Source organism: Streptomyces sp. NPDC058001, assembly GCF_042886315.1.
Lineage (GTDB): Bacteria > Actinomycetota > Actinomycetes > Streptomycetales > Streptomycetaceae > Streptomyces.
Genome location: NZ_JBHVQT010000007.1, coordinates 118086 through 144212, shown reverse-complemented (window position 1 = coordinate 144212; position 26127 = coordinate 118086). Strand labels below are relative to the sequence as shown.

Annotated in this window: 20 protein-coding genes; 10 read left to right on the top strand and 10 right to left on the bottom strand. The window is 71.2% G+C overall.

The annotated features are described in order from the left end of the window. Positions 1–36: 36 nt before the first annotated feature. Positions 37–444: a peptide-methionine (R)-S-oxide reductase MsrB gene (msrB, locus tag ACFVT5_RS18815; protein WP_389888570.1), complete on the top strand. Its 408-nt coding sequence runs from the start codon at positions 37–39 to the stop codon at positions 442–444. A gap of 30 nt (positions 445–474) precedes the next feature. On the opposite strand, the gene ACFVT5_RS18810 is transcribed toward msrB, so the two are convergent. The 3 genes from ACFVT5_RS18810 to ACFVT5_RS18800 form a co-directional block, all read right to left on the bottom strand. Beyond that, a complete protein-coding gene (locus ACFVT5_RS18810; RefSeq protein WP_389888567.1) occupies positions 475–1455 on the bottom strand; it encodes a lytic polysaccharide monooxygenase in 981 nt (326 codons plus the stop codon). A 134-nt stretch (positions 1456–1589) separates the two neighbouring features. Beyond that, a complete protein-coding gene (locus ACFVT5_RS18805; RefSeq protein ID WP_389888564.1) occupies positions 1590–3563 on the bottom strand; it encodes an amino acid transporter in 1974 nt (657 codons plus the stop codon). Between the two features lie 82 nt (positions 3564–3645). Further along, on the bottom strand, positions 3646–4254 hold the full coding sequence (locus tag ACFVT5_RS18800; protein ID WP_389888561.1) for a hypothetical protein: 609 nt from the start codon (positions 4252–4254) through the stop codon (positions 3646–3648). 173 nt (positions 4255–4427) lie between these two features. On the opposite strand from ACFVT5_RS18800, the gene ACFVT5_RS18795 reads away from it, so the two are divergent. Continuing rightward, positions 4428–6683, top strand: coding sequence for a germacradienol/geosmin synthase (locus ACFVT5_RS18795; RefSeq protein ID WP_389888558.1), 2256 nt, complete (start codon positions 4428–4430; stop codon positions 6681–6683). 172 nt (positions 6684–6855) lie between these two features. Further along, entirely contained in the window at positions 6856–7491 is a 636-nt protein-coding gene (locus ACFVT5_RS18790) for a PDZ domain-containing protein (protein ID WP_389888555.1), read from the top strand. On the opposite strand, the gene ACFVT5_RS18785 is transcribed toward ACFVT5_RS18790, so the two are convergent. Next, positions 7484–8263, bottom strand: a complete 780-nt coding sequence (locus ACFVT5_RS18785; RefSeq protein WP_389888552.1) for a metallophosphoesterase — start codon at positions 8261–8263, stop codon at positions 7484–7486. The genes ACFVT5_RS18790 and ACFVT5_RS18785 overlap by 8 nt on opposite strands. Before the next feature lie 181 nt (positions 8264–8444). Between ACFVT5_RS18785 and ACFVT5_RS18780 the strand changes: the two genes are divergently transcribed. From ACFVT5_RS18780 to ACFVT5_RS18770, 3 genes are all read left to right on the top strand, one after another. After that, complete coding sequence (locus ACFVT5_RS18780; RefSeq protein ID WP_389888549.1) at positions 8445–9065, top strand: LysE family translocator; 621 nt, start codon at positions 8445–8447, stop codon at positions 9063–9065. 160 nt (positions 9066–9225) lie between these two features. Beyond that, positions 9226–10350, top strand: coding sequence for an aminopeptidase P family protein (locus ACFVT5_RS18775; RefSeq protein WP_389888546.1), 1125 nt, complete (start codon positions 9226–9228; stop codon positions 10348–10350). 34 nt (positions 10351–10384) lie between these two features. Beyond that, positions 10385–11428 (top strand): aminoglycoside phosphotransferase family protein, encoded by a 1044-nt coding sequence (locus ACFVT5_RS18770; RefSeq protein WP_389888543.1) that lies wholly within the window; start codon positions 10385–10387, stop codon positions 11426–11428. 154 nt (positions 11429–11582) lie between these two features. Here ACFVT5_RS18770 and ACFVT5_RS18765 read toward each other — a convergent pair whose 3' ends face one another. The 3 genes from ACFVT5_RS18765 to ACFVT5_RS18755 form a co-directional block, all read right to left on the bottom strand. After that, positions 11583–12599, bottom strand: a complete 1017-nt coding sequence (locus ACFVT5_RS18765; protein ID WP_389888540.1) for an aldo/keto reductase — start codon at positions 12597–12599, stop codon at positions 11583–11585. 103 nt (positions 12600–12702) lie between these two features. Continuing rightward, positions 12703–14475 carry a malto-oligosyltrehalose trehalohydrolase gene (gene treZ, locus ACFVT5_RS18760; RefSeq protein ID WP_389888537.1) on the bottom strand — a complete coding sequence of 591 codons (1773 nt, stop codon included), beginning with the start codon at positions 14473–14475 and terminating at the stop codon, positions 12703–12705. Positions 14476–14534: 59 nt separating this feature from the next. After that, positions 14535–15443, bottom strand: a complete 909-nt coding sequence (locus tag ACFVT5_RS18755) for a GNAT family N-acetyltransferase (protein ID WP_389888534.1) — start codon at positions 15441–15443, stop codon at positions 14535–14537. A gap of 145 nt (positions 15444–15588) precedes the next feature. Here ACFVT5_RS18755 and ACFVT5_RS18750 point away from each other — a divergent pair, with 145 nt between their 5' ends. Further along, positions 15589–16140: an FHA domain-containing protein gene (locus tag ACFVT5_RS18750; protein ID WP_389888531.1), complete on the top strand. Its 552-nt coding sequence runs from the start codon at positions 15589–15591 to the stop codon at positions 16138–16140. A gap of 42 nt (positions 16141–16182) precedes the next feature. On the opposite strand, the gene ACFVT5_RS18745 is transcribed toward ACFVT5_RS18750, so the two are convergent. The 3 genes from ACFVT5_RS18745 to glgX form a co-directional block, all read right to left on the bottom strand. After that, the gene (locus ACFVT5_RS18745; protein WP_389888528.1) at positions 16183–17463 is read right to left on the bottom strand and encodes a M14 family zinc carboxypeptidase; all 1281 of its coding nucleotides are present in this window, start codon (positions 17461–17463) and stop codon (positions 16183–16185) included. A 130-nt stretch (positions 17464–17593) separates the two neighbouring features. Next, the gene (gene treY / locus ACFVT5_RS18740) at positions 17594–20011 is read right to left on the bottom strand and encodes a malto-oligosyltrehalose synthase (RefSeq protein WP_389888526.1); all 2418 of its coding nucleotides are present in this window, start codon (positions 20009–20011) and stop codon (positions 17594–17596) included. 117 nt (positions 20012–20128) lie between these two features. After that, positions 20129–22279 carry a glycogen debranching protein GlgX gene (glgX, locus tag ACFVT5_RS18735; RefSeq protein ID WP_389888523.1) on the bottom strand — a complete coding sequence of 717 codons (2151 nt, stop codon included), beginning with the start codon at positions 22277–22279 and terminating at the stop codon, positions 20129–20131. A gap of 160 nt (positions 22280–22439) precedes the next feature. On the opposite strand from glgX, the gene ACFVT5_RS18730 reads away from it, so the two are divergent. From ACFVT5_RS18730 to ACFVT5_RS18720, 3 genes are all read left to right on the top strand, one after another. Then, a complete protein-coding gene (locus tag ACFVT5_RS18730) occupies positions 22440–23258 on the top strand; it encodes a Tat pathway signal sequence domain protein (protein ID WP_389888520.1) in 819 nt (272 codons plus the stop codon). 151 nt (positions 23259–23409) lie between these two features. Beyond that, positions 23410–24714, top strand: coding sequence for a copper amine oxidase (locus ACFVT5_RS18725; protein ID WP_389888517.1), 1305 nt, complete (start codon positions 23410–23412; stop codon positions 24712–24714). 103 nt (positions 24715–24817) lie between these two features. Beyond that, complete coding sequence (locus ACFVT5_RS18720; RefSeq protein ID WP_389888514.1) at positions 24818–26059, top strand: SAV2148 family HEPN domain-containing protein; 1242 nt, start codon at positions 24818–24820, stop codon at positions 26057–26059. The last annotated feature ends 68 nt before the right edge of the window (positions 26060–26127 follow it).

The following is a 26127-nucleotide window of genomic DNA, read 5'->3' as shown; positions in this document are numbered from 1 at the left end:
GACAGCGGTCCGCCGACTGAAGTGAGGACGATCTTCATGGCGTACGACATCGAAAAGCCCGACGAAGAGTGGCGCGCCGAGCTGAACCCGGCGGAGTACGCGGTGCTGCGCCAGGCGGGCACCGAGCCGGCGTTCACCGGTGAGTACACCGACACCAAGACCAAAGGCGTGTACTCCTGTCGCGCCTGTGGTGCCGAGCTGTTCACCTCGGACACCAAGTTCGAGTCGCACTGCGGCTGGCCTTCCTTCTACGACCCGAAGGACACGGACGCGGTCGAGATCGTGGAGGACCGCTCGCACGGCATGGTCCGTACCGAGGTCCGCTGCGCCCGCTGCGGCTCACACCTCGGACATGTCTTCGAGGGCGAGGGGTACGCGACTCCGACGGACCAGCGGTACTGCATCAACTCGATCTCCCTGAAGCTGGCGGCGGACGACAGCTGAGCCCCACGGGTGAGGGCCGGTCGCCCGGCGTCAGCGCCTGCGCCGGATCAGGACGGCGGCACCTGTGGTGAGGCCCAGGGCCGCCAGCCCCGCCGCGATCAGCGGCAGCGGGAGTCCCGGACCGGAGTCGGCGTCGCTGCCCGCCGCCGTGGCGGGCAGCGGGGAGTCGGGGATGGCCTGGGCGGTGGTTCCGGTGCTGGATTCCGGGGTGGCACCGGTGCTGGGTTCCGCAGTGGTTACGGCGCTGGGTTTCTCGGCGGTTCGGGTGGCTCCGGTGGCTCCAGGGACTTCGGCGGTCCTGGTGGCTTCGGCGGCCCCGGTGGCCTTCGGGGCGGTCGGGAAGACCACGTCCGAGCACGAGTAGTACGTGTCCGGTGTACTGGAGTTCCGCCAGATCGTGTAGAGGACCTGGCGCCCGGTCCGGTCGGACGGGAGCTTCGCCCTGATGCGGTAGGCGCCGTTCACGAGCGGCGGGTCGACCGCCGTGGCGAACGGCTTCGACGTTAGGTCCGACCAGGTCAGAGGGCGCGTCGGGTCGTACCCGTTCCGGGTCAGGTACAGCTCGAAGGTGCCCGTGTGCGCGATGGTCGACCGATAGGTGAACGTGAGCGCCGCGCCCGGCGCGAGACGCGTCGACGGCCAGTCTGCGCGCGCGAGATCGAGCCCCCGGAAGGCGTCGAGCCCGCCGCCGCACAGCCTTCCGTCCGGGACGGCCTGCCGGTCCCGGCCCCCGACATCGGCGACGCGCAGATTGTCCCAGTCGGCGAAGGCGTTGCCTCCGGCGGCGACGGCGGCCCGGCAGGCGGCGGACCGCGCGGCGGCGCCGCCCTCCGTCGAGCAGGCCACCGTACGGCTGACCGGATCGGTCGGCGCCCCGTGCGCGGCGGCCGGGCCCGCCGCGCTGAGCAGGCACAGGAGCGGGACGGCGGCTCCGGCCAGGGCGAGACCTGCTGCGGCGGTGCGGTGTGCGGGCCGGTGTGCGGTGCGGTGTGTGCTCGGGTGTGCGGTCATCCGGGCGTGGCCCTCCCTGCCGGTCGGCGCACCGCGCGACGCGGTACGCGCAGGGGTACGGGAGCGGGGCGCGGAGCGTTCAGCGCGCCCCGCCGTAAGGCGCAGGGTCACCGGGGTCACCGGGGTCACCGGGGTCACCCCACGTGGACCCGTGGCCGCCGTGCGGGATTCGGCTCCGCGCGCCGCAGGACCTCGCGGGCCACGGGTGCCACCTCGCCCTCGCCGAAGACGAGGAAGCGCAGGAAGTGGCTGACCGGGTGGCCCTCGGTCCAGTTGAAGTAGACGTGCGGGACCTGCCCTGTGCGGTCGCGTAGCTGGAGCAGGATCGCGGCGATCGTGTTCGGTACGACGGCACTGCCGACGCGGAGCCTGCGCACCCCGTGCTTCTCGTCGCCGTGCACGACCACGTCCTCCGTGAAGTCGGACGAGTCCTGGAGGAACACCTCCAGGAAGAGGACCGGCCCGCGCCGGGGGATATGCGTCTCCTGGCGCTGGCTGTGCTCCTTCGCGTGGTACTCCGCCTTGCTGTGCTCGCGCGGCTCGTTCGCGATGATCCGCAGCGGGCCCGCCCTGGCCACCTGGTCGATCAGCCGCATCGCCGTCTTGTCGAACGTGACGGAGTTGGTCCTCAGCTCGAAGGCGCGGTGCAGGCGTGAGCTGAACGAGGTGACCAGGATCGCGAAAATGAACAGTGCGGCGATCTTGATGCCGTCGGGCCGTTCGATGACGTTCGTGACCAGGGTGTACGCGAACACGGCGGTGATGAGACCGAATCCGACGGATGCGCGCGGCTGCCCCCGTTGGTGTGTGGCGACGGTCGACGCGAAGGACGCGGACAGCATCAGGACCAGCACACCGGTGGCGTACGCGCCGCTCTGGGCGTCGACATTGGCATCGAAGTACAGCGTCACGACGACCGCGATGCTCGTGAAGATGAACACGAGCGGGCGCACGGCACGGGTCCACTCCGGCGCCATGCCGTAGCGGGGCAGGAAGCGCGGTACGAGGTTCAGCAGCCCGGCCAGCGCGGAGGCGCCGGCGAACCAGAGGATGGCGATCGTCGACACGTCGTACACCGTGCCGAACGCCTGGCCGAGGTGTTCATGGGCGATATAGGCGAGCGCGCGCCCGTTCGCCGGGCCGCCCGCCTTGAAGTCGCTCTGCGGGATGAGGATCGTCGTCGCGAGACTCGAAAGGAGCAGGAAGCAGCTCATGATCAGGGCGGCCGTGGTGAGCAGCTTGCGCGTGTCCCGGATCCGCCCGACCGGCTTCTCGTACGTGTCCGTGGCACCGCCCCGCACCTGCGGCATCACCGCTACCCCGGTCTCGAAGCCGGACATGCCGAGCGCCAGTTTCGGGAAGACGAGGAGCGCCACACCGACCATCGCGAGCGGTGAGGAGTGCGACGCGGACAGGGCGTGCGTCCAGTCAGTGATTTGTACGGGCTGCGTCAGGATCTGCCAGGCCGAGGCCACCAGGACGACCACGTTCAGCGAGAGATACGTCGCGACGAGCACCACCGCGACGCCGATCGCCTCGCGGAACCCCTTGAGGAACACGGCGGCCAGGGCGGCGATCAGCGCGAGCGTGAGCCAGATGTTCTCACCGCTCAGCCAGTGCGGTGCAAACGGGTTCTCGACCGCGTGCGCCGCCGCGTCGGCCGCCGAGAGGGTGATCGTGATCATGAAGTCGGTGGCGGCGAAGCCGAGCAGGACCAGGACGAAGATCTTCCCCGACCACCACGGAAGGAGCCGTTCCAGCATGGCGATCGAGCCCTCGCCGTGCGGGCTCTCGCGCGCGACCCTGCGGTAGACGGGCAGTGCGCCCAACAGGGTGAGCGCGATCAGGACGAGCGTCGCGAGCGGTGACAGGAGTCCGGCGGCGAGCGCGGCGATACCGGGCTGGTAGCCGAGGGTGGAGAAGTAGTCCACACCGGTGAGGCACATGACGCGCCACCAGGCATGGCCTTCGTGTTCGGCCGAGGGGGTGGCGTGCGGGCCCTTGTGTTGCGCCGTCTCCGTACTCAGACCTTCGAGCAGCCAGGACCGCAGGCGCCCGATGCCCCGCTGCGGGGACTCCGGCTCATCGGCGGCGTGCGTGCCCGTCATGCGCACATCGTCGCCCGCCGGGCGGGCGGGGGCGACTCGCGTGCGCGGTCAGGCCGGTGACGGGCCGTCCGGCGGCGACCCGTCAGCTCTCCTCCTGCGCGGCTCCGTTCTCAGAGGTGTCGGGAGCTGCCTTCTCGGGGGCGTCGCCGGTGTCGGGTGAACTGTCGGAGTCGGAGCCGGGTCCCCGCGCGCGGACGCGGTGGACCGCCTCAAGGGAGTCCCGCAGCTCCGACAGCCAGTCGTCCTCATGACGTTGCACCAGCCGTACGCACCAGGCGAGCGCGTCGCTGCGGCTGCGGGCGACGCCGGCGGCGACGAGGGTGTCCAGGACCTGGCGCTCGGGCTGCCGCAGCCGTGTCATCACGGGCGCCGCGACATGGGTGAACAGGAATCGCTCGGAGCCGCACTCCACACCCCAGGACACCTTCCTGCGGTAGCGGTCCTCGGCCTCGCGTGCGACCGCGACGCGCTCGTCCCGGGTGCGCTCCCGGAACTCCTGGACGCGCCCTTCCACGGCGGCCCGCTTCTCGGCGTCCGACGCGCCGGCGGTGGTCCTGGGCTCGGGGACGCGGCCGATGACGGTGATCTCCTCACGGTCGACCGTCACGTCCAGCAGGGTCTCGAAGAGATCGTCGGGCAGGCGGCCGGCGAACCAGCCGCGGAGCTTCTCGCTCTGTTCTGATGTAATCATGTAAGCAACGTTACTCCCGTACGAGAGCGATGCAAGGACGATGCAAGGGTGAGTGGTGAGTAAGGGTGAGCGCCTTTCCCCGCCGGGGCGGACCTCATTCGTCGTTTCACGCGATGGTGCGATCATGCGCGGGGTCGTGGATGCCCCGTTCGGCCCATGGGTAGGGCCGGGCCATGACGCAGCCGTTTGAACTCCCGCGGTTCTACATGCCGTTTCCCGCGACCCTGAATCCGCATCTCGAAGAGGCCCGCGCCCACTCCCGGGAGTGGGCCCGTGAGATGGGGATGCTGGAGGGCTCCGGCATCTGGGAGCAGCACGACCTCGACGCCCATGACTACGCCCTGCTGTGCTCGTACACGCATCCGGACTGTGACGGTCCGACGCTGTCCCTGATCACCGACTGGTACGTGTGGGTGTTCTTCTTCGACGATCACTTCCTGGAGATCTTCAAGCGGAGCCAGGACCGCAAGGGCGGAAAGGAGTACCTGGACCGGCTGCCGCTGTTCATGCCGATGGACCTGTCCACGCCCGTGCCCGAGCCGACGAACCCGGTCGAGGCCGGACTCGCGGACCTCTGGGCGCGCACCGTGCCCGCGATGTCGCACGAGTGGCGCGAGCGCTTCGCGGTGAGCACCGAACACCTCCTCAACGAGTCGCTGTGGGAGCTGTCCAACATCAACGAAGGACGGGTGGCCAACCCCGTCGAGTACATCGAGATGCGGCGCAAGGTCGGCGGCGCGCCCTGGTCGGCCGGGCTTGTCGAGTACGCGACGGCGGAGGTCCCGGCGGCCGTCGCGCGGACCCGGCCGCTGCGGGTGCTCATGGAGACGTTCTCGGACGGAGTGCATCTGCGCAACGACCTATTCTCCTATCAGCGCGAGGTGGAGGAGGAGGGCGAGTTGAGCAACGGTGTGCTCGTCCTGGAGACCTTCTTCGGGTGCGGCACACAGGAGGCCGCCGATGCGGTCAACGACATCCTCACCTCGCGCCTGCACCAGTTCGAGCACACGGCGCTCACCGAGACGCCCGCGATCTGCGTCGAGAAGGGGCTCGACCCGGCGCAGTGCGCGGCGGTGGCGGCCTATGTGAAGGGCCTTCAGGACTGGCAGTCCGGCGGTCACGAGTGGCACATGCGGTCCAGTCGCTATATGAACGCGGGCGCACTGAAGGAGAGTTCCCCACTCGGCGGGCCGACCGGAATCGGTACCGCGTCGACCGATGTCGCCGCCTTGTTCGTCTCGGCCGCGGCCGAGAGGCTCCGCGCGCACGCGCACGTACCGCACCAGCGGGTGGGCCCGTCCCTGCTGCCGGACTTCGAACTGCCGTACAGGACCACGCTCAGCCCCCACCTGCCCACCGCGCGCGAGAACGTCGTCGACTGGTCGCGCGGGACGGGCCTGCTCGGCGAGGGGCTGTGGGACGAAGCCGCCCTGCGCCGCTACGACTTCGCGCTCTGCGCGGCGGGGCTGCACCCGGAGGGCTCGCAGGAGGACCTCGACCTGGAGTCGGCGTGGCTGGCGTGGGGCACATACGGGGACGACTGGTATCCGGCCGTGTACGGGCGCTCGCGGGATCTCCTCGGCGCCAAGGCGTGCACGGAACGCCTGAAGTCCCTGATGCCGCTGGACGGGGTCCCGGACGCGGGCCTTCCGGTCAACGGCCTGGAGCGTGGCCTGGTCGATCTGTGGACCCGTACGGCGGGGCCGATGGACACCGAGGCCCGCCAGTTGTTCCGCACATCGGTCGAGGTCATGCTCGACGCGTGGATGTGGGAGCTGGGGAACCAGGCGGCGCACCGCGTACCCGACCCCGTCGACTACATCGAGATGCGCCGGGCCACCTTCGGCTCCGACCTGACGATGAGCCTCTCGCGCATCTCCCGTGGAAAAACGGTTCCCCCGGAGATCTACGACAGCGGTCCGATGCGCTCCCTGGAGAACGCCGCCGCGGACTACGCCTGCCTGCTCAACGACCTGTTCTCGTACCAGAAGGAGATCGAGTACGAGGGCGAGGTGCACAACGCCGTCCTGGTCGTACAGAACTTCTTCGGCTGCGACTACCCGACGGGCGTCGCGATCGTGCACGACCTGATGAACGGCCGGTTGCGCCAGTTCCAGCACGTCGCCGAGCACGAACTGCCCATCCTGTACGACGACTTCGAACTCGGCGAGGACGCGCGGGAGATCCTGGCCGGCTATGTGAGGGAACTGGAGGACTGGCTGGCCGGCATCCTCACCTGGCACCGCGAGTGCGGGCGCTACCGCGAGGAGTATCTGGCCCACGGGACCGGGGTGCTGCGGGTGCCGGGGGCGATGCGAGGGGTGATGCCGGGGCTGGCTCCGGGGGCGGCGCCCGCACTGCCGTTCGCGTGGCGTGCCGGGTCGGTCGGTGCTTCCGCCGACGCGGGGTCGGTGGTGGCACTCGGGTAGCCGGCCGAGTCAGGGGCGTGGGTCGCCTCGGCGTGCTGCGGCGTGCTCGACGGCGACCCGCGCGAAGGCACGCACGGGAGTGGGTGAGGAGATGCTCGGTCACCTGTCCGTCACTCGTTCGGGGATCGTGGCGGGCGGGTGCGCCGGGTAGATCGTCTGCCGGAGGCGAGCCATGGAACAGACCGCGTTGCGTCCCAAGCCGATGCCCGGCACGTCCGGCAACGGCCCTACTTCCGGCTCCGGCCGTCGACAGCATGCCGCACGGCGGCGCGGAAGGCGGCTGGTCACCCTGCTGCTCGGGCTGCTGTTCGGCGTGGCCCTGCTGCTGTCCGGAGTCGGCCTCGGCACCGTCAGCGCCACCGTCATCGGCATGGGCAAACTCGCCGATCTCCAGAAGCAGGCGGGCGTCCGGACCCCCGGCGCCCGAAATCCCGGCGCGCAGCAACCCACCGCTGCGCCCGGCGCCGTCGAGTCCCGCACCAAGGGCGACACCACGGGCGACACCAAGGGGGGTACGGGTGTGGCCGATTCCGTCGGCGCCCGCGCGACCCTCGGCGTGGAAGCCGTCGACGCCCCGGACGGCGCGGGCGCGCTGCTCGTCGGCGTCCACGTCCCGGGGCCCGGCCACACGGCCGGTCTCGTACGGGGAGACGTCCTGCTGGCCCTCGGCGGGAGAGCCGTCGGATCGGCGGCCGACCTGGCAGCCGCCGTCGCCGCCGCACGCCCCGGCGCGAGCATCCCACTCCGGGTCCGGCACGGGAACGGCACCCGTCAGGTGCTCTCCGCGACCCCGGGCTTCGTCACGTGACACCGCCCGGCGCGGCACCGTCCGCCACCCTGAAATGCGTGGTCAACCGGCGCTCGTCGTCCAGGACATGGAAGGCGAAGCCGGGCGGCGCCGCACGGTCGGCGACATCCGCGCCCTCCCACGGCAGCCGCAACGTCCAGGTGACACCGGGACCGACGACCAGCGGCAGTCCGGCGAATACGGTCGAGGCCGGGGTGTGCGCGTGGCCGGTGATGATCCCGACGATCTCGGGCCGCCGTGCCAACAGGGCGGCCAGCGCCCGGGGTTGGCGCAACTGGTAGGAGTCCGGCAGCGGATGGTGCAGCGCCACCGGCGGATGGTGGAACGCGAGGAGTACGGGCACGTCGCCGTCAAGACCGTCGAGGGTGTCCTCCAGCCAGGCGTGGGTCTCCCCGTCGAGCAGCCCCTCGTCGGAGCCCGGCACGCTGGAGTCCAGCATCAGCACGGCGGCCCCGCCGACCCGGTGCGCGCTGTTCACCGGACCGTCCGAGGGCGCGGTGCGCAACAGGGCCTTGCGGTAGGGCCCTCGGCTGTCGTGGTTGCCGGGGCAGGTGAGCACCGGGAACGGCGATTCCGGGTCGTGCAGCCCGAGGATCCGCGCGGCCTCCTCGTACTCCGCCTCCGTCCCGTGGTCCGCGATGTCCCCCGTGACCAGCAGGGCGTCCACCCGCCCCGGCAGCGCCCGCAGACGGCGCATCACCCGTTCCGCGCGCTCCGTCGCGCGCTCGGTTCCGTCCAGGTGCAGGTCACTGATGTGCGCCAGTACCGGCATCGTCGTACGCCCTCCGTGTCCAGCGTCAAAGGACCACGGGACCATCGGCAACGGGCCCCTTTTAACGGTCTGCTGAGATCTAACCATTACTTCTAACGCCCCAGCGACGCGCGACCATTAGAGATGAGTACGGGAGGAAAACCGGTGGCCCCGCCCCGGCCCCGCGCCCCACGATGAGCCCATGCTGAGCACCCTCGCCGCCTTCCTCGGCGCCTGTCTGCTGATCGCCGCGTCCCCGGGACCGAGCACCGTACTGATCATCAAGCAGTCGCTGCGCAGCAAACGGTCGGGCTTTCTGACCGTGCTCGGCAACGAGACCGGCGTGTTCGTCTGGGGCGTCGTCGCCGCGCTCGGGCTCACCGCGTTGCTCGCCGCCTCGCAGATCGCCTATGACGTACTGCGGATCGTCGGCGCGGTCGTGCTCGTCGTCTTCGGCGCCCAGGCCCTGTGGAACGCGCGCCGTGCCAAGGGTGCGTCGGCGGGGAGCTGGGAGACGCCGGAGAAGTCCGGCTGGGCGAGCTACCGGGGCGGGCTGCTGCTCAACCTGGCCAACCCCAAGGCGGCGATCTTCGCTATGTCCTTCCTTCCGCAGTTCGTACCGGCGGGAGCGCCCCAACTGCCCACCATGGTCGGCCTCGCCGCCCTCTGGGCCGTATTCGAGATCGGCTACTACGGCCTGTACGTGTGGTTCGTGAGCCGACTCAAGGGAGTGCTGTCCCGTGCGGGAGTGCGACGCAGGCTGGAGCAGGTGTCCGGGGGAGTGCTGCTCCTGCTCGGTGCCCGCCTGGCACTGGAAGGCTGACCGTCCCCGCGAACACCCCTGCGGTCGGCTCGCGTCGGCCCCGGCGGCCCGGCAGGATGCTTCCCGTGGGCCGCGGGAGGCCCGAAGGGATCGAGACCCCATGAATGGAGACCCCACGGATGGAGAGCGGCCGGATGGAGAGCCCCCGGATGGAGACGCCATGAGCCGCGCGCCCGAGCCCTTCACCGCGGACGACTACCAGGCCCGTATGGACCGGGCCGCGCGGACGGCCGCCGACGCCGGGCTCGCCGGGCTGCTCGTCGCGCCGGGTCCCGATCTTGTCTGGCTCACCGGATATCAGCCCCCCGCCGCCACCGAGCGGCTGACCGCCCTCGTCCTCGTCCCCGGTCAGGACCCCGTCCTCGTGGTGCCCGCACTGGAGGCCCCCGACGCGGCGAGGTCGGCCGGCGCGCCCGCTCTCACCCTGCGCGACTGGACCGACGGCAACGACCCCTACGCCGCCACCGCGTCCCTGCTCGGCACCTCGGGCCGCTTCGGTATCAGCGACAACGCGTGGGCCCTGCACCTGCTCCGTATCCAAAGCACGCTCCCCGACACCTCCTATGTCTCCCTCACCGAAGCCCTGCCGATGCTCCGCGCCGTCAAGGACGCGGCCGAACTCGAACGCCTGGCGGCTGCCGGTGCCGCTGCTGACGCAACGTACGAGGAGATCAAGAAGGTTCCCTTCGCCGGCCGCAGGGAGATCGACCTGGCCGGCGATCTCGCCGATCTGCTGCGCCGGTTCGGGCATTCCCAGGTCGACTTCACCGTGGTCGGCTCCGGACCCAACGGCGCCAATCCGCACCACGAGGCGGGTGAACGCGTCATCGAGCGGGGCGACATGGTCGTCCTGGACTTCGGCGGCCTGATGCACGGATACGGCTCCGACACCTCCCGTACCGTCCACGTCGGTGAGCCCGGTGTCGCCGAGCAGCGGGTCCACGACATCGTCCGGGAGGCCCAGGAAGCGGGCGTCCGCGCGGTGCGGCCCGGAGTCGCCTGCCAGGAGGTCGACCGGGTGGCCCGCGCGGTCATCGCCGACGCCGGTTACGGGGACTTCTTCATCCACCGCACCGGACACGGCATCGGCGTCACCACGCATGAACCGCCTTACATGATCGAAGGCGAGGAGCAGCCCCTGGTGCCGGGCATGTGCTTCTCCGTGGAACCCGGCATCTATCTGCCCGGCCGCTTCGGCGTGCGGATCGAGGACATCGTCACCGTCACCGGGGACGGCGGCCGACGGCTCAACGACACCGCGCGCGAGATGGCGATCGTGCACTGACCGCGCGGCGGACCCACGCCCCTGGAAACGAGCGATGCAGCGACCTCCCGAACCCGACCGGCCGTCACCGGAGCCGCATCCCGGAACCGAGACCCGGGCCGAGGCCCGAATCGAAGCCGGAACCGAGACCCGAACCGGTATCGAAGCCCCCGCCGAGAAGGCCGTACGCCGGATCGTGCGCGCCGCGCTCGGCGGCGGCGACGTCGGCTCGGCGCCCCTGCCCGACCTGCGCCCCGTCGAGGAGGGCGGCGAGCACTTCTCCTGGTGGGTCGGTGCCCGGCATGTCCTGCGGCTGGCGCCCGACCGCGACGCCACCGTCCGGCAGCGCCGGGAGATCCGGCTCCGCGACCTCGTGCGCCCCTACGTGGGTGTGCCGGTGCCCGTCGGCGTCGCGTCCGGCACCTGGGGTTCCGGCCTCGGATACACCCTGGACCAGCGGCTGTTCGGTGCGTCGGGCGAGGAGCGGCCCGTCTCGGCCGCCGGTGAGCCCGACCTCGCGGGCCTCCTCTCCGGGCTGCGCTCCGTCCCCGTGCGGGAGGCCGCCGCGCTGGGTCTGCCGCACACTCCGCCGCGTTCCCTGGACCGGTTGCGCGCCGAGGCGGAGCGGCCCGCCCGACTGCTCGCCGCCGACGGTGAGTTCGACGCCGGACGGCTCGCCCGCCTCACCCCGCACGCCGCCGGACAGCTCACCCCGCGCGCGGAAGCCGTCGTCGTGCACCACGACCTCAAAGGCGAGCACCTGTTGGTGACCGATGACGGGCGCGTGTGCGGCGTACTCGACTGGACGGACGCGGTCGTCGGCGACCCGGCCGAGGACATCGGGGGCCTCGCCCTCTCGGTGGGCGGGCCGGCCGCCGTGCGCGCGGCGACCCTGGCGGGGTCCGTGCCGCGCGAATGTCTGCGCGGGTTGTGGCTCGCCCGCTGCGACACGGTGATCCGGCTCGCCGCCCGGCTGTACGGCACGGACGACAGCCCGCTGCCTCTGCTGCGGACACAACTCCAGCGCGCGTGGGAGCCGATTCTGCTGGAGCGCCTGGGGGACGTGGAACCGGAAGCACCGGATCCGACCGACGACTGACGGTACGTCATGATCCTTTCGTGCGGGAGGAGTTCGTCAGTGGTCCGTAGTGACGGGTCTTCCGTTGGACGGCGCGACCGTCCCGGACGGGTCTGGGCCGGCGGGCGACCGGTCCGGCCGACTGCTCCGGCCCGGCCCGGTCGCCCGCGCGGGCTCAGTCCTGGGGCTCGCGGTGCCGGAAGCGGTGCAGGACGTCGTACGGATACGGCAGCGGTCGTGCGCTGGCCTCCGTGAGCCGTCGCTCCTGCTCGGGGGTCAACTCCCAGCCCACCGCGCCGAGATTGTCGGTGAGCTGCTCCATGGTCCGCGCTCCGACGATCGGGGCGGTGACCCCGGGCCGCTGGAGCAGCCAGCGCAGCGCGATCTGCGCCGGGGTACGACCGGCTTCCTCGGCGACCGCGAACACGACGTCGACGACTCGCCAGGTGTCCTCGTTGTCGCGGTCCCGCCAGGTCTCACGGCCCTGCTGCTCCTGGGCCTGCGACTCGCGCGAACCGCTGGGCGCCGCCTCCATGCCACGGCGGTACTTGCCCGAGAGCCAGCCGCCCTGGAGCGGGCTCCAGGGGATGACGCCGACGCCCTCCGCCTCACTCAGCGGGAGGAGTTCCCACTCCACCTCGCGCGCGAGGAGGTTGTACAGCGGCTGAAGGCACACATAGGGCTCCCAGCCGTGCGCCCGTGCCACGTCGAGGGACTTCTGCAACTGCGACGCGGACACATTGCTCGCGCCGATGTAGCGCACCTTGCCCGCCTTGACGAGTGTGTCCAGCGCGCCCAGGGTCTCCTCGATCGGTGTGGGCGCGTCCCACACATGTGTCTGGTACAGGTCGATGTAGTCGGTGCCCAGGCGGCGCAGGCTGTCCTCGACCGCCGACAGGATGTGCTTACGGCTCAGGCCGCCCGCGTTCGGGGCGTCGCCCATCGTGCCGAACACCTTGGTGGCGATGACCAGGTCGTCCCGGCGCCGTCCCTTGAGCCAGCGGCCGAGCACCTCTTCGGACACGCCCTTGGTGTACACGTCGGCCGTGTCGATGAAGGTTCCGCCGGCCTCGGTGAACGCGTCGAGCATGCGGTGCGAGGTCGCCTCGTCCGCGCTCGCGCCGAACGTCATGGCGCCCAGGCACAGTTCACTGACGCGCAGTCCGGTGCCGCCCAGGAAACGCTGCTTCATGGTCTGGTCCTTTCGGTTCGTCTCCAGGGAACGCTAGGAGGTGAAGTGCGCTCAAAGGCAACTGATTTACCAGGTGGGTCGGGGCAGGCGGGATCAGGCGGGGTCACACCTGCCGCAGGACCGCACAGGACTCGCCCGGCACTCGCAGCACCCCGTCCGTGCCGGGCGGCTCCACGGGCTCCCAGGCGGCGAGTACGCGCGCGGGGCGGGTGCCGAACGGGATCGCGGCCGTGTCCTTCGCCAGATTGACGACGACCCGGATGTCCCCGCGCCGGAAGGCGATTCGGCGGGCGTCCGCGTCGTACGCGACCCGGACCGCGGCCAGATCCGGGTCCGCCAGATCGGGCTGCGCCTGCCGCAGCGACAGCAGTTCCCGGTACCAGGCGAGCACGCGCGCGTGGTGGCCGTCCGAGGACTCCGCCCAGTCGAGGCAGGAGCGGTCACGGGTGGCGGGGTCCTGCGGGTCCGGTACGTCCTCCTCGGCCCACCCGTGCGCCGCGAACTCCCGCCGCCTGCCGCGCCGTACGGCCTCGGCCAGCTCGGGATCCGTGTGGTCGGTGAAGAACTGCCAGGGCGTCCCCGCGGCCCACTCCTCGCCCATGAACAGCATCGGCGTGAACGGGGCGGTCAGCGTCAGCGTCGCGGCACACGCGAGCAGCCCCGGGGACAGGGTCGCGGCGAGACGGTCCCCCTGCGCGCGGTTGCCGATCTGGTCGTGCGTCTGCGAGTAGCCCAGGAGTCGGTGCGCCGAGGTGCGCGTACGGTCCAGGGGGCGTCCGTGGCCGCGTCCCCGGAAGCTCGAATAGGTGCCGTCGTGGAAGAAGCCGCCGGTGAGGGTCTTGGCGAGCGCGGCGAACGGAGCCTTCGCGAAGTCGCCGTAGTAGCCCTGCGACTCGTCGGTCAGGGTGGTGTGCAGGGCGTGATGGAAGTCGTCGTTCCACTGCGCGTCCAGGCCCAGACCGCCCTTCTCGCGCGTGGTGATGAGCCGCGGGTCGTTCAGGTCGGACTCGCCGATCAGGAACAGCGGCCTGCCCAGCTCGCCGGCGAGCCGGTCGACCGCCGCCGACAGTTCTTCCAGGAAGTGGCACGCGCGCGTGTCGCGCAGCGCGTGCACGGCGTCGAGCCGCAGCCCGTCGAACCGGTAGTCGCGCAGCCAGGCCAGCGCGCTGCCGACGAGATACGCGCGCACCTCGTCCGAGCCGGGCGCGTCCAGGTTCACGGCGGCGCCCCACGGCGTCTGGTGCGTCTCGGTGAAGTACGGCCCGAAGGCGGGCAGATGGTTGCCGGACGGGCCCAGGTGGTTGTGCACGACGTCCAGGACGACGCCGAGGCCCAGCGCGTGGGCGCGGTCCACGAACCGCTTCAGCGCGTCGGGGCCGCCGTACGGCTCGTGCACCGCCCACAGCGACACGCCCTCGTACCCCCAGCCGTGGCGGCCGGGGAACGGACAGACGGGCATCAGCTCTACATGGGTGACGCCCAGGCTCGACAGATGCTCCAGACGTCCGGCCGCCGCGTCGAACGTGCCCTCGCGCGTGAAGGTGCCCACGTGCAGCTCGTACAGGACGGCCCCCGGCAGCCCGCGCCCCGGCCACGGGGTATGCCAGGTGTGGCGTCCATGGTCGACGACGGCGCTGAGGCCGTCGGGGCCGTCCGGCTGGCGGCGGGAGCGCGGGTCGGGCAGGACGGGCCCGTCACCGCCACCCTCGCCGCCGTCGTCGGCGCCCAGGGAGTACCCGTAGCGTGCCCCGTCGTGGGCCTCCGCCTCGGCCGACCACCACCCCGGGCGGTCGTCGTCGCGGTCCAATGCGCGCGTGGCGCCCTCCAGGTGGAGTGCGACGCGGTCGGCCTCTGGTGCCCACACCTCGAACAGCACGGACGGTATCCCCTCGTCTCCCGACAGTGACCTCGTGTCCATGGTGGGGCACGCGTGCGTCAGACGAGATTGATTCGCTTCTCCGTCACGGGATATCCGGCCCGGGTGAAGTTCGCCGCCATCGGAACGTTTCCGTCGTCGGTGGCCCCCGCGATGAACTCGGCGCCCTCCTCGACCAGGAAGTGCGTGGCCTCCGCGAGCAGGTCGTACGCGTATCCGTGGCCGCGCTGCTCGGGTACGACGCCGATGAAGCCGATGCAGGGCCCGCCGGGGTTGTGCGCGGGGACCTCGATGCCGACGAGTTCACCCTCCGGTGTGTACGCCAACCGCAGCCACGCGCGCGGGGACGGGCACCAGTGGAAGAAGTCCAGCTCCTCCTGCGCGGCGGCCTCCAGACCCGACGCGGCGGTGGTGCGCAGGGCGTGTGCGTCCAGCGTCGCCGAGTGGACCCGCTTCAGCACCTCCAGGACCACCGCGTCGTCCGGCTCGGGGCGGAAGACGAGCCGGCTCGGGCGCTCCGGCAGCCCCAGGTCCGGGGTCCAGCGGTACCGCAGGCGCTCCACGAGGAACTTCATGCCCGCCCGCTCCGCGGCCCTGATCCGTGCCTCGCCCGCCTCCCGCGCTTCGGGCCGTTCACGCCAGTCGGCGGGCAGGATCAACTCGTACTCGCCGTCGAAGGGGGCACGGCGGAGCAGTTCCACCGCGGCGTCCTCCTCGCCGTCGGCGAAGTCGAACCAGTTCAGGAGCACGGGCTTCGTGTCGTCGGCGCCGCCCCACCAAGCGGCCCGTGCGACGACACGGCCCTCGATCAGGGCCACCCAGGTCCATTCGGGGCGGTAGTCGCCGCCCTGGGCGACGGTGCGGTAGTCGGTGCCGGTGATGATCCGGCCGACGAGACCGGGGTCGTCGAGTGTGTGGAAGAGATCGGCGTCGGACTCGGTGAGCGCGCGGACGACCAGTGCGGTCAAAGTGATGGTGTCCCCTCGGGGCGTCGGTGTGGAGCGTCGGATACGGGCGCCACGTCACCGTGGCCGGGTGACGGTAACAGCGGAGGTTCGCGCGCCCCCAACGGTTTTCTGGACACCCGGCGCGCGCTGTCCGACAATCGCGAACGTGACCTCACCCGAGTTCTCCACGTACCCCGCTCGGCGGCTTTCCGACGCCGAACGCGACCGGGCGTTACGGATACTCAGGGAGGGCGTCGCCGAGGGCAGGCTGTCGCACGACACGTACGTACGGCGCATGGAGCTGGTGTTCGCCGCCCGCCGGAGCGAGGAACTCGTCGTTCTCACCGCCGATCTGCGGACCGAGGGACGCTGGGCACGGGCCGTGTTCGGCACGGTCGAGGCGGTCTCCGGGTTCACGGTCCGGCTGCGCCGGGCCTGGCAGGCGGAGCGGCTGCCGAAGCTGATGCTGCCGTCGCTCGTGGGCGCGTATCCGCTGCGGATCGGCCGTGACCCGGCGAACGGGCTCTGCCTCAGCCACGAGACGGTGTCCCGAGTGCACGCCGAGCTGACCCGCCAGGGCGGCCTGTGGGTGCTGCGCGACCTCGGCTCGACCAACGGCACCTCGGTCAACGGCCGCCGCGTCATCGGGGCGGCCATAGTCCAGGCCGGCGACCAGGTCAGCTTCGGCCACCTGCTCTTCCGCCTCTCGGCGAACTGACGGCTGGGAACTGACGGCCGGGTACTGACTGCCGCATGCGGCCTACGCGTGGCCCTGTCGGCCCACCTCGCGCGCGTGCCGGGCCGCCGCCAGGACCGTGCGGGTCTGGTGTTCGACCTGGTGTTCCAGCGGGACCCAGCGGGCGCGGAAGTGGGTCGCGAAGGACGTGCACCAGTCCGTCACCAGGGCCTCCAGGCGGGGAGCCGCCGCGTCGTCCAGGTTGTCGAGTACGCGGAGCAGCATCGCGGCGGCCCGAAGCGGCAGACGTCTGCCGTAGGCGTCGATGCTGCCGACGAACGCCACGGTCGTCTCGGGCGGCGGCGGTTGCCCCCAGTCATTGGCGAGGCCCGGGACCAGGGCCAGGGCCCAGCGGGTGGCCCGCAGGAGCGCACCCTCCGCCAGGAGCCCGTCCTTCGCGCGCGGGAGGCGGGGTGTCACCTCCCTGAGGATCTCCTCGACGCGGTGCGTGTCCTGCCGCAGCCGCAGCGACAGACGGCGCATCTCGTCGGCGGGGGCGGGATGCGGAGCCGGATCGTCCACGATGTCGCTCGCCCACATCGGCACCTCGATGATCGCGGTAAGACCGCCGTACTGGTGCGCGTAGTGCCAGGTGCTCAGCCGGGCGTCGTCCGGCAGGCTCGGGAACGCCACGTCCGAACCCGGCGCGGGCATCACATGGACACCGGGGCCCGAGGCCGGCCAGCCCGCCGCGTCCGACGCGCCCGTCTCGACCGGGATGTGCAGCTCCGCCGCCGACTTGGCGAAAGGTTCCGCCAGACCGGGCACGTCCTTCGTCAACTGCACCCAACTGCCCCCGAGATCGGTGCCGTGCAGGGACACCTGGAGATACGGCCGCACCTCGTCGATGACCGATGTCAACGCGCGCGTCTCCGGCGGCAGCCGGTCGGGCGGCAGCACGGAGGGTGACCACTCGGGCTGTTCGGGGCCCGCCGGACGGAAGAAGTGCCGGTGGTAGTCGAACAGGGTGCGGGGCGCCGGGGTGCGGTGCAGATGGGCACCCTCCGGATCGGCACACAGCAGGAAGTGCCAGGACGTGTCGGCCCGCAACACCGGTTCGTGCAGGGTTCGTTCGGCCAGGTGCAGCACCGTGGAGCCGCCGACGGGCTCATTGGCGTGGGCGCCCGCGACGACCAGGACGGCGGCGGGCGCGTGACCGATGGACAGGAGGTGGAGGGGGCGCCCCGCGCGTGAGGTGCCGACCTGTCTCAAGGTGCCGAGATCGGGGCGCAGGGCCGTCAACGTCCGGGCGGCCGACACCAGTTCCGCCACTGTGGGGTAGCGCTGTTCCGTCAGGTGACTCACCCCCGTCCGGTCCGCCCGGCGTCACCTTCCGCAGTACTCCACGGACGGCGGCCCCTGTCAAGGAGTTGCCCCGGTATGCCCGAGAGGCAAGAGAGGCGGATTCTTTGTCCTGACCCGTCATTCAGCCCCCTCATTCGCCCGTACGAGAGGCGTGCCGGAGGAGGACGACGGGCTGCTCCGAGAAGAGGTCCGCCAGCCGCACGCCGCCCGTGAACTCCCGCCCCGGCGTGAGCACATCGCTCCAGACACCCGCCGGCAGCTCCAGTGCCGTTTCACCCCAGCCGCCCGACTCCTCCAGACGCAGCGAGAGGCGCGTGACGGCCACCAGGACGCTCCCGGAACGCGCGTAGGCCACACAGTGCCCGGCGGCCGTCCCGGAGGCGTACAGCGGCTCGTACGTCGCCGCGTCGCCGAACACCTCGGGCCGCTGTCGACGCAGCTCCAGCGCGGCTGCCGTCAGGGCCGTCTTCTCGGCCGACAGATCCCGCCTTCCCGCGCCCTCCCGGGCCTCCTCCAGGAGCTTCGGCACGAACCGCGCGGGGCGCCGGTTGTCCGGGTCGACCAGCGCGCGGTACTCACGCTCCGTGCCCTGATACAGATCGGGCACCCCCGGCATCGTCAGATGCAGCAGCGCGGCCCCGAGCACGGTGGCCCGCACATGGGGCGCGAGGGCGGACGCGAACTCGGCGACGGTGTACAGCGACGGCCCGTTCGGCCCGGCCTCCACGTACTCCGTCACGAGCCGCTCGTACGCCGGGTCCTGCTCCGTCCACGACGTGTGCAGCCCCGCCTCGCGCACCTGCTTGAGCAGCGCCTCGCGCAGCCGCTCACCGGACGGGAAACCGAAGGCGACGGCGGTCTGCCACACCACCCACACCGCCTGCGGATCCGGCGCCCGCACGCCCGCGAGCCCGGCCGTCCCGGCGGTGACGTCGGCCAGCAGGGCCGCCCAGCGCCCGGGACACTCCGTGAGCACGGCGATCCCGGCCCGCAGATCCGCGCTGCGCTTCGTGTCGTGCGTCGACAGGGCCGTACCGGTGAGCGGCCAGTCGCGCTGCACGCGCGCGCAGAAGGCGTGGAAGTCCTCGGGCGTCACCGAGGGGCTGCCGGGGTTCCCGCCGACCTCCGTGGCCGACAGGAGCGGCGTGTAGCGGTAGAACGCCGTGTCCTCGACGGACTTGGCGTGCAGCGCGGACGCGGTCTGCCCGAAGCGTGCGCGGAACCCGTCCTGATCGGGACCGTGCCCGTACCCGCCGGTCAGGAAATCCCGGACGACATCGACGGCCGCCGCCTCCTCGGGCACCGCGAAGGCACCCTTCGCCTCCCGCGCGGCCCGCTCGGTCAGCACCCGCGCGGCGTCCCCGGCGCCGTACGGCCGGTACACCGTCAGACGCACCATCAGCTCCCGGATCGCGGTGCGCAGGGCCCACGGCGCGTGGTCGCGCAGCGCCGGGTCCGCCGCGCACAGGCGGTGGCACGCGCGCGTGAGGCGGTCCACCTCGGTGGCCAGCTCATGCGTGACGACCTTGTACGACGCCCGCCGCACCGTCGCCTCCCACTCGCCGCCCCGGTCGGCGGGCTGCCCGGCGAAACGCCGGTACTGGCCCAGGAGTTCACCCGCCCCCGCCGGATCCGTGAAGAGCCCGTCGATCTGCCGCAGCGCGTCATAGCCCGTCGTGCCGGCGACCGGCCACGAAGCGGGCAGCCGTTCCCCGTCGGTGAGGATCTTCTCGACCACCGTCCAGCGCCCGCCGCTCGCCTCGTGCAGCCGCTGGAGATACCCGCCCGGGTCCGCGAGGCCGTCCGGGTGGTCGATCCGCAGTCCGTCCACGACGCCGTCCCGCACCAGCTCGACGATCTTCGCGTGGGTCGCGTCGAACACCTCCGGGTCCTCGACGCGGACCGCGATCAGCTCCGAAATGGTGAAGAAGCGCCGGTAGTTCAGCTCGGTCCTGGCCAGCCGCCACCAGCCGAGCCGGTACCACTGGGCGTCCAGAAGCGCCGGCAGCGGCAGGTCCTCGGTGCCCTTCCGCAGCGGGAACGCGTGCTCGTGGTACCGCAGGACGTCCCCGTCGACCCGCAGCGCCGACAACTCGTCGCCGACGCGGTGTCCGAGCACCGGAAGGAGCACCTGTCCGTCGCCCGCCTCCCAGTCGATGTCGAACCAGCGCGCGTAGGGCGAGCCGGGCCCCTCGCGCAAGGTCTCCCACAGCGGCCGGTTCAGCCGGGACAGCGCCGCCATGTGGTTCGGCACGATGTCCACGACCAGACCGAGACCGTGCGCCCGCGCGGTGCGCGCCAGCGACCGCAGCCCCTCCTCACCGCCCAGCTCGTCCCGTACGCGCGCGTGGTCGACGACGTCGTAGCCGTGCGTGGACCCCGGTACCGCTTCGAGCACCGGCGACAGATGCAGATGCGACACGCCGAGCGCGGCCAGATAGGGCACGGCGGCCTCGGCAGCGGCGAACGGGAAGGCGGGCTGGAGCTGAAGCCGGTAGGTCGCGGTGGGCGGTACGGGGAGCACGGGCTCGGCGGGCGCAGACGTCATACGGATGTACGTACCCGGATGGCCGTGTTTCGTTGCATCGGCGTGGGCAGGTGGCGCATCTCGTGGGTGTGGGCAGGTGGCGCACCGGAAGCCACCCGCCCTTCGACAAGGCCCCCGTCAGGCCGGGCGCTGCAACACCGTCAGGCTCCGGTCGAGCAGCGTCAGACGGTCACCGGCGGCCACCTTCTGGCCCGTGCCCGGCCGCACCCCCTCGGGGCGCGCGGTGTCGACGACCACCTGCCACTGCCGGCCGTGATTGACCGGGATCACGAACTCCAGCGGCTCCGACGACGCGTTGAACATCAGCAGGAACGAGTCGTCCGCGATGCGCTCCCCGCGCGGGCCCGGCTCCGAGATCGCGTTCCCGTTCAGGAACACCGTCAGCGCGCGTGCCTGCGCCGCGCTCCAGTCGCGCTGTGCCATCTCGCCGCCCTCGGGTGTGAACCAGGCGATGTCCGACAGCTCGTCGTGGGTGCCCTCCACCGGCCGGCCGTGGAAGAAGCGCCTCCTGCGGAACACGGGATGATCCCGCCGCAGCCACACCATCGCGCGCGTGAACGCCAGCCGCCGCGCCGCCGCGCCCGCGTCGGGCTCCTTGTCGGAGGCGGTCGCCCTGCCCTTGTCGGGCCAGCTCACCCAGGACAGCTCACTGTCCTGGCAGTAGGCGTTGTTGTTGCCGCGCTGGGTGCGCGCGAACTCGTCGCCGTGACTGAGCATCGGCACGCCCTGCGACAGCATCAGCGTGGCGATGAAGTTGCGCATCTGCCGTTCCCGCAGATCGAGGACGTCCGGATCGTCCGTGTCGCCCTCCGCACCGCAGTTCCACGACCGGTTGTGGCTCTCGCCGTCCCGGTTGTCCTCGCCATTGGCCTCGTTGTGCTTGTCGTTGTACGCGACCAGGTCGTTCAGCGTGAAACCGTCATGACAGGTGACGAAGTTGATGGACGCCAGCGGGCGCCGCCCGTCGTCCTGGTAGAGGTCCGACGAGCCCGTCAGACGGGACGCGAACTCCGCGAGGGTACGGGGCTCGCCGCGCCACAGATCACGCACGGTGTCCCGGTACTTGCCGTTCCACTCCGTCCACAGGGGCGGGAAGTTGCCCACCTGGTAGCCGCCCTCGCCGACGTCCCACGGCTCCGCGATCAGCTTCACCTGGGACACCACCGGATCCTGCTGCACCAGGTCGAAGAACGACGACAGCCGGTCCACCTCGTGGAACTGCCGGGCCAGCGTCGCCGCCAGATCGAACCGGAACCCGTCGACATGCATGTCGGTGACCCAGTACCGCAGCGAGTCCATGATCAGTTGCAGCACGTGCGGGGACCGCATCAGCAGCGAGTTCCCGGTGCCCGTGGTGTCCATGTAGTACCGGGGATTGTCCGCGAGCCGGTAGTACGAGGGGTTGTCGAGGCCCCGGAAGGACAGCGTCGGACCCAGGTGGTTGCCCTCCGCCGTGTGGTTGTAGACGACGTCCAGGATCACCTCGATCCCGGCCTCGTGCAGTGCCCGCACCGCCGACTTGAACTCCAGGACCTGCTGTCCCCGGTCGCCCCAGGACGCGTACGCGTTGTGCGGCGCGAAGAAACCGATGGTGTTGTAGCCCCAGTAGTTGTTGAGGCCCATCTCGACCAGCCGGTGGTCGTTGACGAACTGATGGACCGGCATCAGCTCCAGGGCGGTCACGCCCAGCTCCGTGAGGTGCTCCAGGATCGCCGGGTGCGCCAGGGCCGCGTAGGTGCCCCGCAGCTCGTCAGGGAGCGCCGGATGCCGCATCGTGAGGCCCTTCACATGGGCCTCGTAGATCACCGTGCGGTGATAGTCCGTCCGGGGCGGTCGGTCGTCGCCCCAGTCGAAGTACGGATTCACCACGACGGACGTCATCGTGTGCGGCGCCGAGTCCAGGTCATTGCGTTTGTCGGGCGCGCCGAAGTGGTAGCCGTACACCTCCTCACCCCACTCCACACGGCCGCTCACCGCGCGCGCGTACGGGTCGAGGAGCAGCTTCGCCGAGTTGCAGCGCAGCCCCCGCTCGGGCGTGTACGGGCCGTGCACACGGAAGCCGTACCGCTGCCCCGGCATGACGCCGGGCAGATACGCGTGACGCACAAAGGCGTCCGTCTCGCGCAGCTCGACGGCCGTCTCCGAGCCGTCGTCGTGCAGCAGACACAGCTCGACGCGGTGCGCGGCCTCCGAGAAGACCGCGAAATTCGTGCCGGCGCCGTCGTACGTGGCACCTAGGGGATACGCCTGTCCAGGCCAGACCTGCATGGATACGACTCTTCCATTTCCGGCCCGTGGTCTGGGGGCCACTGGGGGCAGAGTCTCCCGGAAAGTGAGTGAACCTCCTAGGACTTCGGTCCGTCCTACTGGGTGACCACACATACTCGGTATGCCCATACACCGGGCACAGGGGACTTTGGGGGAAGAAGTGCGTCAATGGGCCAGACGCCATCTGGGGAAGGTGGTGGCCGGCGGGGCGCTCGCCGTGGCCGGCACCGCCCTGATGGTCGCGGTGACCCTGCCGGGGACGGCGGGAGCGGGGGAAACCAACGACAACGGGGGCGCGGCGGCGTCCGGCACGGCCGCCGCCGGATCCGCGCAGCGGGACGCGGTGCCGCCGGAGGGCGTCGTCGAGGACGCGCCGGAGGAAGGCGAGCGCGGCACGGGCTCCGACCCGCTCACCGACGACGAACTCCGGCGCGCCGAACAGATCGCCATGGCCGGGGGACTGCGGGCGAGCGCCCGGGACGTCGAGGGCGACCGGGGACCGCAGCGGCTCTCCACGAACCTCGGCGAGCCCGACCCGTCCGACGCGGCGGGCACGAACGGACACCGGCGCGCCGAGATCGTCCTGTACGACTACAAAAGCGACGCCGTCATCACCAGGACCGTCGATCTGACCACCGGCAAGATCGAGGACTCCACCACCGCGCGCGGTGTGCAGCCGCCGCCGAGCCAGGGTGAGCTGACCGAGGCCGCGCGCCTGCTCATCGGGGACCGGCTCGGCAAGGACCTCAAGGACGACTACCGGCACGCGACCGGCAAGCAGCTCACCGACCCGGGCCAACTGGAACTCAGCGGCATGGTGTTCCGCAAGGAGACCGTCCAGCGGGTGCCGGCGGCCCTCGCGGACTGCGGCACCCACCGGTGCCTGCGGATCGTCGCCAAGGTCAAGAAAGGTCCGTGGATCGACACGCGCGCGATGGTCATCGACCTCAGCGCACGCACCGTCGGCCGCCTCGGCTGAGCGCTCCGCTGGAAGTACCGCGCTGTGCAGTCGGTCGTCCACGGCGCCGTCGTGGCTGGTCGCGCAGTTCCCCGCGCCCCTTCGGGGCGCTGCCGAGCCGCAGCCTGCTTCCTTCTCCGCTTTTCTTCTCTCTCCAAGGGAGTCACACCGCATGCACGTCCACCGACTGTCGCGCGCCCGCAAGGCGGCCGGAACGGCCCTCGCCGTCACCGCGCTCCTCGGCACCGCAGCCGCCGCGGGACCGGCACAGGCCGCGCCCGCGGCCCCGCCGGGCGCCCCGGCCCCCGCGGCCGACTGCAGCGCCGCCTACCGCATCGAGCAGACCCTCGACGGCGGCACCACCTGGCGCATGTGCTGGCACTACAACACCCTGTCCGGGCTCGTCCTCGACAAGGTCACGTACCAGCCCAAGGGTGAGCCCAAGCCCATCCGGGTCCTCAACAGCGCCCGCCTCGCCCAGGTCCACGTGCCCTACGACGACGGTGAGAACGAGTACGACGACATCACCGGCACCGACTTCGGGTACGCCCTCCAGGACCTGAAGCCCGCCGAGTGCCCCGGCGGCACCGTCAAGACCGTCAAGGTTCCCGACCGGGGCAACGTCAAGGGCCTGTGCACCACCACCCGCGCGCGGGGCCACGCCTACCGTCTCGCCAACGACGAGGGCACCAAGGTCTGGCAGGCCCAGGGCAAGGACCTGCTCGTGTACAGCGTCAACAAGGCGTCCTGGTACGAGTACATCACCGAGTGGCGGTTCTCCTCGGACGGCACCATCACCTCCAACGTCGGCGCCACCGGCAGCCTCTCGCCCTACGACTACAACGGCGGCGACAGCCGCGGCTGGCCCATCGGCAAAGGCGCACGCGACTACGCCGAGAGCCACAGCCACAACGTCTTCTGGCGGCTCGACTTCGGCCTCGACGGCTCCACCAAGAACAAGGTCGAGCAGTACGACTCGACGGTGACCCCGCCGAGCGGCAACGGCAGCCCCAAGACGAAGACGACCCGCACCGCCGTCAAGAAGGAACTCGCCGGCGATGCCAAGGCGCTGCGCTGGTGGCGCGTCGTCAGCACCGCCGGCAAGAACAAGGACGGCCACCCGCGCTCGTACGAGATCGTCCCCGGGCACACCGCCAAGTTCTCCGGGCGCCCGTACACCAAGCACGACGTGTACTTCACGCAGTACGCCAAGTGCGAGAAGTACGCGAGCAACAACCCGACCTGTGCCACCGGAGCCCCCACCAGCGTCGACAAGTGGGTGAACGGACAGACCCTCACCCACCCCATCACCTGGGTCAACATCGGGTTCCACCACATAGCCCGGGACGAGGACCAGCAGCCCATGCCGGTGCACTGGCAGGGCTTCTCGCTCGCCCCACGGGACGTGACCGCTATGAATCCGCTCACTCCCGCCGATCTCGCCGACCAGAACGGCAGGCCGCGGGAGGGGAGTTGAGAAACGACCCTGGCCATCCGGCTGCACCGCCGACCGCTCCCGGAGTACCCTTCCTTGATCGTTGACTGGGGGAGTGCGCAGGGGTGCGGAAGGCGGTGCGCGGGTGAGCGCGGGAGGGCTGGAGCTGCCCCCTGGTGACGGTGGTCACGAGGAGGGTTCCGCAGACGTCCCACCCGGAACGGTCTCCCTCGCCCGGCCGATGGAGATGGGATCGCAGATCGGACCCGAACTGGACTGGGGCACCGACGCCTGGAGCGAGGTGCGCACCCGCGCGCGGCGCGCCGGGCGGGCCTACATCTGGCTGAACCTGGTCGAGCAGCGGCTCCGCGCGGTCGTCGCCGCCGTGCTGCGCCCGGTGTACGAACCGGTGCACGGCGACGACTGGGTGGTCGCCGCCGCCGGTCCCGCCGGACAGGAGTGGGTCCAGCGGGCCGTCGCCGTACGGGAGGTCAGCCGCCGCAAGGGGTACCTCCTGGACCCGGCCGACGACAACGTCCTGAGCTTCCTGACGCTTCCGCAGCTGCGGGAGCTGATGGTGCAGCACTGGCCGTGCTTCGAGCCCTACTTCGACGACCGGCGTGACGTCGAACTCGCCCTGGACGAGCTGGAGGTCACCCGGAACGTCGTCTCGCGCAATCGCGCGCTGTCCGAGGCCGTCCTCGCCCAGGCCGAGCGCGCGTCGGCCCGCCTCCTGGAGATACTCGCCACGGGCTCGGACGTGCCGTCGGCGCGCCGGCTGCCCGTCGACGCCGTCGAGGACCTGGTCGGCGACCGGTTCGCGGACGTGGTGGGGGTCCATCCGGACCGGGTACGGCTGCTGCGCCAGTTCCCCGCCGAGGACATCTTCGGCGGCGCCCGCCGGGTCGACGCCATCGGGATCGGTCTCAATGTGCTCGTGCAGAACTTCTCCGGGCGGCGGCTGATACGCCTGGCCGAGTCGGGCTGCCGGGTGCGGCTGCTGTTCCTCAACCCGGCGTCCAGCGCCGTCAAGCGGCGGGAGCGGGAACTGGGGCTGAAGCGGGGTGAGTTGAGCCGCTCGGTGGAGATGAACATCCTGCACATGCGGCGCGTGCGGGCACGGCTGCGCGACCCGGGGGCGTTCGAGATCCAGGTCTTCGACGAGACCCCGCGCTTCACGGCCTATCTGGTCGACGGGGACGGGCCCGACGGGATCGCCGTCGTGCAGAGCTATCTGCGCCGGACGCGGGGCATGGAGGCGCCCGTGCTCGTGCTGCGGGGCGGTGGCCGGGTCGTGAAGGCGGGCGAGCTGGGCGAGGGCGGGCTCTTCGAGACCTACCGCGAGGAGTTCGAGTCGGCGTGGGCCGACTCACGGCCGGTGTCCTAGCGGAGGCCAAGCGGAACGTGGTCGTCGGATTGTCAGTGGCCCGTGGCAGGGTGGTGGTCATCGGGGGA

Excerpts from the sequence above, each read along its gene's own strand:
- msrB (WP_389888570.1), top strand. The coding sequence starts at position 37 with ATGGCGTACGACATCGAAAAGCCCGACGAAGAGTGGCGCGCCGAGCTG.
- ACFVT5_RS18810 (WP_389888567.1), bottom strand. The coding sequence starts at position 1,455 with ATGACCGCACACCCGAGCACACACCGCACCGCACACCGGCCCGCACAC.
- ACFVT5_RS18805 (WP_389888564.1), bottom strand. The coding sequence starts at position 3,563 with ATGACGGGCACGCACGCCGCCGATGAGCCGGAGTCCCCGCAGCGGGGC.
- ACFVT5_RS18800 (WP_389888561.1), bottom strand. The coding sequence starts at position 4,254 with ATGATTACATCAGAACAGAGCGAGAAGCTCCGCGGCTGGTTCGCCGGC.
- ACFVT5_RS18795 (WP_389888558.1), top strand. The coding sequence starts at position 4,428 with ATGACGCAGCCGTTTGAACTCCCGCGGTTCTACATGCCGTTTCCCGCG.
- ACFVT5_RS18790 (WP_389888555.1), top strand. The coding sequence starts at position 6,856 with ATGGAACAGACCGCGTTGCGTCCCAAGCCGATGCCCGGCACGTCCGGC.
- ACFVT5_RS18785 (WP_389888552.1), bottom strand. The coding sequence starts at position 8,263 with ATGCCGGTACTGGCGCACATCAGTGACCTGCACCTGGACGGAACCGAG.
- ACFVT5_RS18780 (WP_389888549.1), top strand. The coding sequence starts at position 8,445 with ATGCTGAGCACCCTCGCCGCCTTCCTCGGCGCCTGTCTGCTGATCGCC.
- ACFVT5_RS18775 (WP_389888546.1), top strand. The coding sequence starts at position 9,226 with ATGAGCCGCGCGCCCGAGCCCTTCACCGCGGACGACTACCAGGCCCGT.
- ACFVT5_RS18770 (WP_389888543.1), top strand. The coding sequence starts at position 10,385 with ATGCAGCGACCTCCCGAACCCGACCGGCCGTCACCGGAGCCGCATCCC.
- ACFVT5_RS18765 (WP_389888540.1), bottom strand. The coding sequence starts at position 12,599 with ATGAAGCAGCGTTTCCTGGGCGGCACCGGACTGCGCGTCAGTGAACTG.
- treY (WP_389888526.1), bottom strand. The coding sequence starts at position 20,011 with ATGACGTCTGCGCCCGCCGAGCCCGTGCTCCCCGTACCGCCCACCGCG.
- glgX (WP_389888523.1), bottom strand. The coding sequence starts at position 22,279 with ATGCAGGTCTGGCCTGGACAGGCGTATCCCCTAGGTGCCACGTACGAC.
- ACFVT5_RS18725 (WP_389888517.1), top strand. The coding sequence starts at position 23,410 with ATGCACGTCCACCGACTGTCGCGCGCCCGCAAGGCGGCCGGAACGGCC.